Here is a 12,260-nt window from a genome sequence, read left to right on the forward strand (position 1 = left end):
CGTGGCCCGTCAGGTGTCCGCCCAGCGCGCGGCCCAGCGCGCCGCGGACGGCCGGGCGGCCCAGCAGCCGACGCTCGACGGCCCCCCGGTGCCGGGCCCGCGCCGGGAGTTCGTGGACGCCTTCGACGCCGAGGCCCCGGACACCGCCTCCGCGCCGCCCGCCGGGCCCTCCGACGGAGCGGACGACGCCGAGGCCGGTGAGCCGGACGAACGCTCCGCGCCCCGGGGCTCCAAGGGCCGGACGTTCACCGGGATCGCCGCCGCCGCGGTGACCACCGTGCTCGCCGTCGTGGTGGCCGGACAGGTCGCCGAGGACTCCGGCGGCCGTGCCGCCGCCGCGCGCGCCGCCGAAGTTGAGCGGCAGGGCCAGGGCGAGGAGGCCTCCCGCTCCGACGCCCGCCCGACCCCGGAGCAGCCTTCGGTCAAGCCCGAGGTCAAGCCCCTCTCGTACGCCGCCAAGATGGCGCAGCCGTATCCGCTCGCCGCGGATCTGAAGGCGAGCGGCACGTTCGAGGCCGTGCCCGGTCTGGCGAAGGCCCCCGGAAAGGGGCAGAAGCACCGCTATCGCATCGATGTGGAGAAGGGTCTCGGCCTCGACGCCGGACTTTTCGCCGAAGCCGTGCAGAAGACGCTCAACGACGACCGGAGTTGGGCGCACAACGGCGCGATGACCTTCGAGCGCATCTCGTCGGGCACCCCGGACTTCGTGATCACGCTCGCCAGCCCCGGGACCACCGGCGACTGGTGTGCCAAATCCGGTCTGGACACCACGATCGACAATGTCTCCTGCGATTCCGCCTCGACCGACCGCGTCATGATCAACGCTTATCGCTGGGCGCAGGGCGCCGCCACCTTCGGCCGGGACCAATTGCTGCCCTACCGTCAGATGCTCATCAACCACGAGGTCGGCCACCGGCTGGGGCACAACCATGTGAGCTGCCGCACTCCCGGCGCCCTGGCCCCGGTCATGCAGCAGCAGACCAAGACCCTTGAGCTGGAAGGCATCAAGTGCAAGCCCAACCCCTGGGTGCACCCCACCGGTTGACCCCCCGCACGTCCGCATGATGAGACGGCCGTCTTGTTCCGCTTTGACAGCGGTCAGGGCGGTCGTTCATATTTCTCGGCATGTCGCGCAGCCCCGCACCTTCCGAGATCGCCGCCCTTGAGCTGGCGCTTCTCGGCGTGACCGGGCACTGCGTAGCCGACATTCTCTGTCGCTGACGCCTGTCCGAGCGCGCGTCGGCCCTTTTTCTTCACCTTTCCCCGTGAGCCCTTTCCTCGGCTCCGGCGGGCCCCCATGACTGCCGCGCCCGGACGTATTTCCGTCCGCAGGCGCGGCTCTTTCCTTTTCGTTCCCCGGTGACGGGGTCCGGTCCGTCTTCTCGTTGTCGCCTGCGCGGATGCCGCTTTTCTGTTCTCTCCGCTTTCTTCCGCTTCTTTCGCTCGCAGCATTCCGAGAGGTCATCTTCCGATGCGTCAACCGTCGCTCATATCCCGCCGCGTGGCAGCGTCCACCGCCGTTCTCGTCCTGGCCGCGGGCGCTGCGGCCTGCGGTCCCGAGGACAGCAAGAACGCCTCCGGTGCCTCCGGGGCCGATGGCAAGCCGCAGAAGGGCGGCACCCTCACCATCCTCAACAGCAACGCGCAGCAGGACTTCGACCCCGCCCGGCTCTACACCTCCGGCGGCGGCAACGTCCCCTCCCTCGTCTTCCGCACCCTCACCACCCGCAACCGCGAGGACGGGGCCGAGGGCGCGAAGGTCGTCCCCGACCTGGCCACCGACCTGGGCACGCCCAGCAAGGGCGCCACCGTGTGGACGTACACCCTCAAGGACGGCCTCAAGTACGAGGACGGCACCGCGATCACCTCGGCCGACATCAAGTACGGCATCGAGCGCTCCTTCGCCGCCGAACTCTCCGGCGGCGCGCCCTACCTGCGCGACTGGCTGATCGGCGGGGCCGACTACCAGGGCCCGTACAAGGACAAGAAGGGCCTCGACTCCATCGAGGTGCCCGACGAGAAGACGATCGTCTTCCACCTCAACAAGCCCGTCGGCGAGTTCCCCTACCTCGCCACCCAGACCCAGACCACCCCGGTCCCGCAGGCCAAGGACAACGGCACCAAGTACGAGGAGCACCCGCTCGCCTCGGGCCCGTACAAGGTCGTCACCAACGAGAACGACGGCGAGCGCCTCGTCCTGGAGCGCAACCCGCACTGGTCGGCCAAGACCGACGAGGAGCGCAAGGCCTACCCCGACCGGATCGACGTCCGCTCCGGCCTCGACTCCGCCGTCATCAACCAGCGCCTCTCCGCCTCCCAGGGCGCGGACGCCGCCGCCGTCACCACCGACACCAACCTCGGCCCGGCCGAACTCGCCAAGGTCGGCAGCGACAAGAAGCTCGCCGACCGCGTCGGCACCGGCCACTTCGGCTACACCAACTACATCGCCTTCAACCCGAAGGTGAAGCCCTTCGACGACCCGAAGGTGCGCCAGGCGATCTCGTACGCCATCGACCGCTCCTCGATCGTCAACGCGGCCGGCGGCTCCTCGCTCGCCGAGCCCGCGACCACCTTCCTGCCCGAGCGGGACTCCTTCGGCCACACGCCCTACGACCACTTCCCGGCGGGCGAGACCGGTGACGCGGCGAAGGCGAAGGAGCTGCTGAAGGAGGCCGGGCACGACAAGGGCCTGACCGTCACCCTCACCCACTCCAACGACAAGGACTTCGAGACCAGCCCGGAGATCGCCACCGCGATCCAGGCCGCGCTGAAGAAGGCCGGCATCACCGTCAAGCTCCAGGGCCTGGAGAGCAACGACTACTCCGACACCATCCACAGCGCGAAGAAGGAGCCCGGCTTCTTCCTCGCCCACTGGGGCGCCGACTGGCCCTCCGGCGGTCCCTTCCTCGCCCCGATCTTCGACGGCCGGCAGATCGTGAAGGACGGCGCCAACTTCAACACCGGCTTCCTGAACGACCCCGAGGTCAACAAGGAGATCGACGAGATCAACAAGATCACCGACCTGAAGGCCGCCGCCAACCGCTGGGGCGCGCTCGACCAGAAGATCGGTGAGAAGGCCCTGACCGTCCCGCTGTTCCACCCGGTCTACAAGCGGCTGTACGGCGAGGACGTCAAGAACATCGTCATCAGCGACTGGACCGGCGTCCTCGACGTCTCCCAGGTCGCGGTCAAGTAACCATGTCCGAAGCACTGTTGGTCCAGGAGGCGGGAGCGGCGCCGGCCGTCGCCCCCGCCTCCGGGGCCCGGCTGTTCCGGCAGAGGCTGCGCGCCCAGCGCGCGGCCTCCGCCGCGGCCCTCGTCGTCCTCCTGCTCGTCCTGGTCGCGCTCGCCGCACCGCTGCTCACCGCACTGGCGGGCCAGGACCCCAACGCCTACCACCCCGACCTCGTCGACTCGGCGGCCGGCGGCGTCCCCATCGGCTCCTTCGGCGGCATCAGCGCCGAGCACTGGCTCGGCGTCGAACCCCAGACCGGCCGCGACCTGTTCGCCCGGGTCGTGTACGGCGCCCGGGTCTCGCTCGGCGTCGCCCTCGTCGCCACCGTCCTGCAGATCACCCTCGGCCTGGTCATCGGTCTCGCCGCCGCCCTCGGCAGCCGCCGCACCGACCAGATCCTCAGCCGGATCACCGACATCAACGTCGCACTGCCGATCATGGTCATCGCCCTGGCGCTCCTCGCGATCGTTCCCGAGACCTTCCCCCGGCCCGTTCTCATCGCCCTCGTCATCGGCGGCATCAACTGGGCCGGTACGTCGAAGATCGTGCGGGCCCAGGCGCTCACCCTGAAGTCCCTCGACTTCGTCTCGGCGGCCCGGCTCAGCGGGCGCGGGAAGTGGTCCATCGCCCGCCGCGAGCTGCTGCCCTCGCTGGCCGCGCCCGTCATCACGTACGCGGCGCTGGCCTTCCCCACCAACATCATCGTCGAGGCGGCCCTGTCCTTCCTCGGCGTCGGCATCAAACCGCCCACCCCGTCCTGGGGGCAGATGCTCACCGAGGCCGACACCTGGTACCAGGCGGCCCCCATGTATCTGCTGATCCCCGCCGGGCTGCTGTTCGTCACCGTGCTCGCGCTCACCGTCCTCGGCGAGGGCATCCGCACCGCACTCGACCCGCGTGCCGCGTCCCGCCTGCGCGTGGGCACCGGCAAGCACGACACCGAGGGAGGTGCGGCATGACCGGCTTCCTGCTCCGGCGGCTCGGCGGGGCCGCCCTCGTCCTGCTGGCCCTGACCGCCATCCTCTACGCGATCTTCTACGTGGCCCCCGGCGACGTCGCCCAGATCGCCTGCGGCCCCCGCTGCTCGCCCGCCCAGGTCGCCCAGGTCACCGAGCAACTGCGGCTGGACGACCCGGTGTACGTGCAGTACGGGCATTTCCTCCAGGGCATCGTCGCCGGCCGCGACTTCTCCACCGGCACCGGCACCGAGCACTGCGCGATGCCCTGCCTCGGCGTCTCCTACCAGTCCGACCAGCAGGTCACCCAGCTCATCCTGGCCAAGCTGCCGGTCACCGGCTCGCTGGTGATCGGTGCGTTCGCCGGCTGGCTGCTGCTCGGCGTCGGCACCGGCGTGCTCTCCGCCTGGCGGCGCGGCCGGATCACCGAACGGGTGCTGACCTGGCTGACCCTGGCCGGCTCCGCCACCCCGGTCTTCGTCATCGGGCTGCTGCTCATCATCGTGTTCTGCTCCACCCTCCAGTGGCTGCCCGCCCCCTCCTACGTACCGTTCACCGAGAACCCCGAACAGTGGGCCTGGGGGCTGCTGCTGCCCTGGACGTCGCTGGCGCTCATCGAGTCCGCCAAGTACGCCCGCCTCACCCGCAGCGCCATGCTGGAGACCCTCGCCGAGGACCATGTGCGCACCTTTCGCGCGTACGGCGTCGGCGAGCGGGCCATCATCGGCCGGCACGCGCTCCGGGGCGCGGTGGCGCCCGTCATCGCGCTCAGCGCACTGGACTTCGGCTCGATGTTCGGCGGCGCGGTGCTCACCGAGTCGCTCTTCGGCATCCCCGGCATCGGCCGCGAGCTGGTCCACGCGGTCAAGGTCGTCGACCTGCCCGTGGTGGTCGGCATGGTGCTGGTGACCGGCTTCTTCGTCGTCCTCGCCAATGCCGTCGCGGACCTGCTGTACGCGCTGGCCGACCGACGGGTGGTCCTGTCATGACACCGCACGAACCTCTGGTCGAGGTCACCGGCCTCACCGTCGACTTCGGTTCCGTCCGGGCCGTCGACGGGCTCTCCTTCACCCTGGAGGCGGGCGGCGCGCTCGGCGTGGTGGGCGAGTCCGGCTCCGGCAAGAGCGCCTCCGCCTACGCCCTGCTCGGCCTGCACCGGGGCACCGGCGCCCGGGTCGGCGGCTCCGTCCGCGTCGCCGGTACGGACGTGAACGCGGCCGACGACCGCGCACTGCGGGCGCTGCGGGGCGCGCAGGCCGCCATGGTCTTCCAGGACCCGCTCTCCTCGCTCGACCCGTACTACCCGGTCGGCGACCAGATCGCCGAGGTGTACCGGGTCCACCGCCCCGTCTCCCGCAAGGCCGCCCGCGCCCGCGCCGTCGAGGTGCTGGACCGCGTCGGCATCCCGGACGCGGCCCGCCGCTCCCGGCTGCGCCCGCACGAGTTCTCCGGCGGCATGCGGCAACGGGCCCTCATCGCGATGGCGCTCGCCTGCGAACCGCTCCTGCTGATCGCGGACGAGCCGACCACCGCGCTCGACGTCACCGTGCAGGCCCAGATCCTCGACCTGCTGCACGACCTGCGCCACGAGACGGGCATGGGTCTCCTGCTGGTCACCCATGACGTGGGCGTCGCGGCGGAGAGCGTGGACGAGGTGCTGGTGATGCGGCACGGCAAGGAGGTGGAGCGCGGCCCGGTCGCCCGGGTGCTCGGCGCGCCGCGCGAGCCGTACACCAAGGAGCTGCTGGCCGCCGTGCCGAGGGTGGAGACCCGCAGGGTCGTGCCCGTGCCCGCGCCCCGGGCGGAGGAAACCTCCGTACCGCTGCTCGAAGCCGTCGGTCTGCGGCGTGAGTTCGGGCGGGGGAGCGGGCGGGTCGCCGCCGTGGACGGGGTCTCGCTCACCGTGCACGCCGGGCGCACGCTCGGCATCGTCGGGGAGAGCGGCAGTGGCAAGACCACGCTCGGCCGGATGCTGGTCCGGCTGCTCGACCCGACGGCGGGCCGCCTCCGTTACGGGGGTACGGAGATCGGCTCGCTGCCCGAGCGGGAGCTGCGGTCCTTCCGCCGCGACCTCCAGATGGTCTTCCAGGACCCGGTGGCCTCCCTCAACCCGCGCCGCTCGGTCGGGGAGTCCGTCGCCGATCCGCTGCGGGCGGCGGGGGAGAGCGACGAGGGGCGCATCCGGGACCGGGTGGGCGCGCTCCTGGAGCGCGTCGGTCTGGACCCGGCGCACTTCGAGCGCTACCCGCACGAGTTCAGCGGCGGACAGCGCCAGCGCATCGGGATCGCCCGCGCCCTGGCCGCCGAACCGAAGCTGATCGTCTGCGACGAACCGGTCTCCGCACTGGACGTCACCACCCAGGCCCAGGTCATCGAACTGCTCGCGGAACTCCAGCGCGAGCTGGGCATCGGCCTGGTCTTCATCGCCCACGACCTCGCCGTGGTCCGGCAGGTCAGCGACGAGGTCGCGGTGATGCGCCGGGGTGTGATCGTCGAGCAGGGCGGCGCCGACGAGGTCTACGGAAATCCGCGGGACCCGTACACCCGCCAGCTGCTGGCGGCCGTTCCCGCCCTCGATCCCGGCCTCGCGGACACCCGCAGGGCCGCCCGCAAGGAGCTGGCCCGGGCCTGACCCTCCGTAACAACCGACCGCTGTATCGCGACGGAACGCGACCGGGGCGGGAAAGTTACGACGGTTCACCCCTTTCGGTGGCGCGACGGACAACCGTCCGTCGCGCCACCGGCGTATCCGCTTACGGTCGTCCCGCTGCGAGTCGCCGTTTCAACGGCGGCCGCCCACAAGGGAGATCGGGGGTGTACTCGTGCGGATCGGACTGCTCACCGACGGTGGTTATCCGTATGCGACCGGTGAGTCCAGACTCTGGTGCGACCGACTGGTGCGCGGGCTGCCGCAGCACGAGTTCGACCTGTTCGCCCTGAGCCGCTCCGCCCACCAGGAGGACCAGGGCTGGGTCCGGCTGCCGCACCAGGTCAGCCGCGTGCGCACCGCACCGCTGTGGACCCCCGAGGACGGCACCCTGCGCGGCAGCGGCGAACGCGGCCTGCTGGCCCGGCTGGTGACCGGCGGCGAACAGTCCTACGGACGACGCGACCGCAGACGCTTCACCGAGTACTTCACCGCCCTCGCCACCGCGATCTGCACCTCCGACGAGGCCGGTACGGAAGCGGGCACCGGCCCCGGCGCGGAACTCTTCGCCGAAGGGCTCTACGGCCTCGCCGAGCTCGCCCGCGAACGCGGCGGACTCCACCTCGCCCTGCGCTCCGAGACGACCGTGCGGATCCTGGAGGCCGCCTCCCGCGCCCACGGCACCGGCCGCACCGTGCAGAGCGCCACCGTCCCCGACCACCTCGCCCTCGCCGCCGAGCTGGAACGCGCGCTGCGCCCGCTCTCGCTGGACTGGTACGACCAGGAGAGCCTCGGCGCGGTCGACCTCTGCCACGCGGCCTCCGGCGGGGCGGCCGCCCTCCCGGGACTGCTGGCCAAACGCTTCTTCGGGGTGCCACTGCTGGTCACCGAGCACGGCGTCCCGCTGCGCGCGCACTTCCTGGCCGCCTCCGACACCTCGTACGGCGCCTCCGTGCGCGCCCTCCTCGCCGGCTTCCACGGCCGCCTCGCCACCGAGGTCTACCGCCAGGCCGCGCTCGTCACCCCCGGCAACACCCACGTCCGCCGCTGGCAACAGCGCTGCGGAGCCGACCCCGCCAAGCAGCGCACGGTCTACCCGGGCATGGCCGCCGAGCGTTTCGGCCCGGTCGGCGAGGACGCCGAACGCCTCGGCGCGGCGGACGAGGGCGACGGGCCGGGCGGCCCCGACACCCTGGTCTGGGTCGGCCGGATCGAGCCCGCCAAGGACCTGATCGCCCTCCTCCACGCCTTCGCCGAGGTCCGCCGCGCCGAGCCCGCCGCCCGGCTGCGCGTCTTCGGCGCGCCGGCCGAGGGCGAGGAGGCCACCACCTACCTCGCCCACTGCAAGGCCCTGGCCGCCCAGCTCTTCCCGGACGAGGCCACCGGCGCGCACACCGAGGGCGTCAGCCCGGTCACCTTCGAGGAGATCGGCGGCCCCGAGATCCCCGACCTCGCCGAGGCCTACGGCGCGGGCGGTGTGATCGTGCTCTCCAGCGTCGTCGAAGGCTTCCCGGTCAGCCTCGTCGAGGCCATGTTCTGCGGCCGGGCCACCGTCTCCACCGACGTGGGCGCGGTCGTCGAAGTCATCGGCGGCACCGGCCTGGTGGTCCCCCCGCGCAACCCCAAGGCGCTCGCCGACGCCTGTATCGCGCTGCTGCGCGACCCCGAGCGCCGGGCCCGGCTGGGCGCCGCCGCACGGGCCCGCGCGCTCGAACTCTTCACCGTCGAACAGAACCTCGCGGCATTTCGCGGCATTTACCTGGAGCTGATGTCGCACACCCCGGTGCGCCGGGAGGCCGACACGGTGGACGCCCACGGCGACCCGCTGCCCTTCGCGACCCCGCCGGAAGCCCGCCTCCTCGGCCACTGGACCCAGCCCGGGGCACACCTCCGGCCGGCGGCGGACCCGGACGGCTCGGGGCGGCCCGGTGCCGGTGCCGATGCCGGTGCTGACGCAGTCGCCGCCGTCGTCGCCGCCGTGCCGAGCTGGGCCGCCGCGCCCGGGGCCCGGCTGCCGGACCGGCCGGGCGAGCCCGAGCCGCAGCACACGCGGGAGCCGGAGCCCGAGGGCGTCTGCGCGGTCGCGGCAGGACCGGCGGGGGACGGCGATGCGTGACCACCCGACCCTTCACGACCACGGAGACCACCCGATGACCCGTCCGGACGACCCGGCGATCCGTCCGGACGACCCGACCCGTCCGGACTGTCCGGCGAACCCCGTCTCCGTCCCGGAGCGGCCCGCCGAGATCCCGCCCCGCTCCACGGCGCGCCGGGCCCCGTCCGGCACCGCCCGCCGGGGTCCGGCCGACCCGGTGAAGTCCCTGCTGCACCACCACCGCGACCTGTGCGAACGGGCCGTGGACCCGCTGGAGATCGCCGCCGGTCTGGAGGCGCACGGCCTCACCGACCGCACCGCCGCCCGCTACCGCCACCGGGACGTCTTCGCCCTCGCCGAGGAGCTGTACGCCCGTATGCCGCCCCGTACGCGGGAGCCCGCCGCCGGCGGGCCGCCCGGGCCCGGTCCCGACACCGAGGCGCGGGCCGCCTGGACGCTCCTCGCCCTCCTGCCCGGGGCCGCCGCTCTGGCGACCGCCGGGTTGCTCCGGGTCACCGAAGGCGTCCTCGGCGGCGGGACCCGGGCCCTGGTCACCGTCGTCGGCGCCGTCCTGGCCTGCCTGGCGCTCCGGGCCTGCCTGGGCCGGGGCCCCCTGCGCGCCCCCGAAGGCGCGGGCCGCGCCGGGATGTACGCCTGTTGGCTGCTGAGCTACGCGGTGTACGGCGAGGGGCTGCTCGCCCAGGTCATGACGGGCGGCCCGGACGGCCCCTGGCTCGGCACCCCCGGCCCGCTGCTCGGACTCGCCGCCGCCGTCGCCCCGGCCGCCTGGTGCGCCCACCTCTTCACCGTCCAGGCCCACCGCAAACTGGCCGGCAGCCGCGCCCTGGAGGAGTTCGGCGCGGGCGTGCGCCCCCTGTTGCTGGCGGCCGTCACCCTCTTCCTCGCCGCACTGCTGCCCCTGCTGTACCTGGCCGACCTCGGCCTCGGCGGGGGCGGCACGCCCGTCGCGGCGGTCGCCCTCGGGGTGCTGTTCTTCGTGGCCCGGCTGCTCGCCGCCCATGGGCTGCCCGAGCCGGGCACCGTCGCGCTCGCCGGCGCGTGCGCCGTCGAGGCCGGCGCCCCGGCCCTCGTCCTCGCCGCCCGGCTGCCCGGGCTCGAACCCCTCGCCCGTCCCGTGGACGCCCTCGTCTCGGCAGGCGGGACCGGCGCCGTGTCCGCGCTGGCCTGCGGCGGGGCCGCCCTCGGACTGCTGCTGCACGCGGCCCTCGCGCTCTCCCGGGCCTCCGCCCACACCCGGACCTGAGAGACCCGAGGACCTGAGCCGCCCCGCCGACGTACCACCCACCGACGTACCACCGCACCACCCCCGCGGAGCCGACGCCGCGGGCCCTGCCCCAGCACCGTACGACCGACTGACTGACCTAGGAGAACCCCGCCATGACCCCCCAATCCCCCGCACCGGCAGCCCGCCGTCGGCACCGAGGCGGTGCGCGATGAGGGTGCTGCTGCTCGGAGCCAACGGATTCCTCGGCCGCTTCGTCGCCGACCGTCTGCTGGCCGACCCCGCCGTCCACCTCACGGCCCTCGGCCGCGGCGACGACGCCGACGTCCGGTTCGACCTCGCGGGCGGCAGCCCCGGGGCCCTCACCCGCTTCCTGGACGCCGTCCACCCCGGCGTCGTCGTCAACTGCGCGGGCGCCACCCGCGGCGGCGCCCGGGACCTCACCCGCCACAACACCGTCGCCGTCGCCACCGTCTGCGAGGCGCTGCGCCGCAGCGGCTGCGGGGCCCGGCTCGTCCAGGTCGGCTGCGCCTCGGAGTACGGGCCCTCGCAGCCCGGCTCCTCCACCGCCGAGGACGCCGTGCCGCGCCCCGGCGGCCCGTACGGCGTCAGCAAGCTCGCCGCCACCGAACTGGTCCTCGGCTCCGGTCTCGACGCCGTCGTCCTGCGGGTCTTCTCGCCCGTCGGCCCCGGCACCCCGGCCGGCTCGCCGCTCGGCCGGCTCGCCGAGGCGATGCGCCGGGCCATGCAGTCCGGTGACGGCGAGCTGAAGCTCAGCGGCCTCGGTGTGCAGCGGGACTTCGTCGACGTACGGGATGTGGCGCGGGCCGTCCACGCCGCCTCGCTCTCCGCCGCCCAGGGCGTCGTCAACATCGGCACCGGGCGGGCCGTCCGGCTCCGCGACGCCGCCGCCGTCCTGGCCAGGGTCGCCGGTTACGCGGGCGCGCTCCACGAGCTGGACTCGCCGCCCCCGCGACTGCCCATCGGGGCCCCGCGCACCTCCGCCGAGTCCGTCATGGAACACCTCTCCGCCACCCCGTCCCCGTATCCGGACGGCTGCGGGGCCTGGCAGCAGGCCGACGTCCGCACCGCCCGGGACCGGCTCGGCTGGCGGCCCCGGATCAATCTGGAGGAGTCCCTCGCGGACATCTGGATGGAGGCGGCGTGCCGTATCTGACCGCGCCCGCCGACGCCCGCCGGACCGCGGGCGGCGAACAGCTCGGCTTCGGCGTCCCGGGCTACGCGCACCCGCTGCTCGCCCCCGCCGAATGGGCCGAGCTGGCCCGCCCCGGCACCCCGCTGCACTGGGCCGTCCTCAACATCGCGAACGGCCCCGGCACCCGGCCCGACCCGCACTGCCTGGAGGCGGCGGGCCGACTGCGCAACGCCCGCGAGCGCGCCCTGCACGGCGAGGCCCCGGACGACACCGTCCGCGCCTCCGGCGGCCGGCTGCTCGGCCATCTCGACCTGGCCCACGGCGAGCGGCCCTTCGACGAACTGATCGCGGACGCCCGGTCCTTCATCGACTGGTACCGCATCGGCGGCTTCTACCTCGCCCGCTGCCCCGCCGAGCGGGCCGGACTGCCCGCCGTACGCCGCCTCACCGGCACGCTCCACGCCCTGCTGGCGGAGAGTGACAGCGCGGACGACGGGGGCCGTCTGGTGCTGGGCCACGGCGCCCATCCGTATCCCGGGTACGCGGAGGCGGCCGACCAGCTGGTCACCTTCCAGGGCCCCTGGACCGACTACCGCTGGTCCCAGGTGGCCGAGTGGACGGCCGACTATCCGCCGGACCGGTTCGCCCACTTCGTCCACGGGGTGCCGCGCACCCATCTGGAGGAGGCCATGCGCATCGCCCGCTGGCAGGGCGCCGGGACGATCTTCTTCACCGATCGGAACGCCCGGGACGGCCGAAGCGGACAAAGCGATCCATTCGCGGCGCTGCCCAGGTACTGGGACGAAATCGTCTCGCGGATCGGACCCGGTATCTCGGAATGAGAAGGGGCGTGGCAGTGTTACGGGGAGAACAACCGTACGTAGTCGACCGTAAGAAGCCGGTCTACGTAGAAATCCGACCACCTGCA

10 protein-coding genes are annotated in these 12,260 nt (G+C 73.3%); all 10 read left to right on the forward strand.

Annotated elements, in window-relative coordinates:
* Nucleotides 1-1,045: DUF3152 domain-containing protein (locus tag G3I54_RS12720; RefSeq protein WP_203686084.1), on the forward strand; the 1,045-nt coding region annotated here is incomplete at its 5' end.
* 80 nt (nucleotides 1,046-1,125) lie between these two features.
* Nucleotides 1,126-1,221, forward strand: a complete 96-nt coding sequence (locus tag G3I54_RS40135; RefSeq protein ID WP_309544399.1) for an Ms4533A family Cys-rich leader peptide — start codon at nucleotides 1,126-1,128, stop codon at nucleotides 1,219-1,221.
* Nucleotides 1,222-1,471: 250 nt separating this feature from the next.
* Nucleotides 1,472-3,196, forward strand: coding sequence for an ABC transporter substrate-binding protein (locus G3I54_RS12725; RefSeq protein ID WP_203686086.1), 1,725 nt, complete (start codon nucleotides 1,472-1,474; stop codon nucleotides 3,194-3,196).
* 2 nt (nucleotides 3,197-3,198) lie between these two features.
* Complete coding sequence (locus tag G3I54_RS12730; protein WP_164614151.1) at nucleotides 3,199-4,194, forward strand: ABC transporter permease; 996 nt, start codon at nucleotides 3,199-3,201, stop codon at nucleotides 4,192-4,194.
* Nucleotides 4,191-5,180 (forward strand): ABC transporter permease, encoded by a 990-nt coding sequence (locus G3I54_RS12735; protein WP_137231823.1) that lies wholly within the window; start codon nucleotides 4,191-4,193, stop codon nucleotides 5,178-5,180. The genes G3I54_RS12730 and G3I54_RS12735 overlap by 4 nt, the downstream gene beginning before the upstream one ends.
* Nucleotides 5,177-6,823: an ABC transporter ATP-binding protein gene (locus G3I54_RS12740; protein ID WP_164614152.1), complete on the forward strand. Its 1,647-nt coding sequence runs from the start codon at nucleotides 5,177-5,179 to the stop codon at nucleotides 6,821-6,823. The genes G3I54_RS12735 and G3I54_RS12740 overlap by 4 nt, the downstream gene beginning before the upstream one ends.
* A 190-nt stretch (nucleotides 6,824-7,013) precedes the next feature.
* A complete protein-coding gene (locus G3I54_RS12745) occupies nucleotides 7,014-8,954 on the forward strand; it encodes a DUF3492 domain-containing protein (RefSeq protein ID WP_164614154.1) in 1,941 nt (646 codons plus the stop codon).
* A 34-nt stretch (nucleotides 8,955-8,988) separates the two neighbouring features.
* Nucleotides 8,989-10,197, forward strand: coding sequence for a hypothetical protein (locus G3I54_RS12750; RefSeq protein WP_239144348.1), 1,209 nt, complete (start codon nucleotides 8,989-8,991; stop codon nucleotides 10,195-10,197).
* Nucleotides 10,198-10,387: 190 nt separating this feature from the next.
* A complete protein-coding gene (locus G3I54_RS12755; protein ID WP_093693877.1) occupies nucleotides 10,388-11,353 on the forward strand; it encodes an NAD-dependent epimerase/dehydratase family protein in 966 nt (321 codons plus the stop codon).
* Nucleotides 11,341-12,174 carry a spherulation-specific family 4 protein gene (locus G3I54_RS12760; protein ID WP_164614156.1) on the forward strand — a complete coding sequence of 278 codons (834 nt, stop codon included), beginning with the start codon at nucleotides 11,341-11,343 and terminating at the stop codon, nucleotides 12,172-12,174. Before G3I54_RS12755 ends, G3I54_RS12760 begins: the two co-directional genes overlap by 13 nt.
* The last annotated feature ends 86 nt before the right edge of the window (nucleotides 12,175-12,260 follow it).

It is taken from the genome of Streptomyces sp. SID14515 (assembly GCF_010548505.1).
Taxonomy (GTDB): Bacteria; Actinomycetota; Actinomycetes; order Streptomycetales; family Streptomycetaceae; genus Streptomyces; species Streptomyces caviscabies.

Bases quoted from the DNA above. Each gene is read 5' to 3' on its own strand.
- G3I54_RS12725 (WP_203686086.1), top strand. From the start codon at position 1,472: ATGCGTCAACCGTCGCTCATATCCCGCCGCGTGGCAGCGTCCACCGCC.
- G3I54_RS12740 (WP_164614152.1), top strand. From the start codon at position 5,177: ATGACACCGCACGAACCTCTGGTCGAGGTCACCGGCCTCACCGTCGAC.
- G3I54_RS12730 (WP_164614151.1), top strand. From the start codon at position 3,199: ATGTCCGAAGCACTGTTGGTCCAGGAGGCGGGAGCGGCGCCGGCCGTC.
- G3I54_RS12735 (WP_137231823.1), top strand. From the start codon at position 4,191: ATGACCGGCTTCCTGCTCCGGCGGCTCGGCGGGGCCGCCCTCGTCCTG.
- G3I54_RS12755 (WP_093693877.1), top strand. From the start codon at position 10,388: ATGAGGGTGCTGCTGCTCGGAGCCAACGGATTCCTCGGCCGCTTCGTC.
- G3I54_RS12750 (WP_239144348.1), top strand. From the start codon at position 8,989: ATGACCCGTCCGGACGACCCGGCGATCCGTCCGGACGACCCGACCCGT.
- G3I54_RS40135 (WP_309544399.1), top strand. From the start codon at position 1,126: ATGTCGCGCAGCCCCGCACCTTCCGAGATCGCCGCCCTTGAGCTGGCG.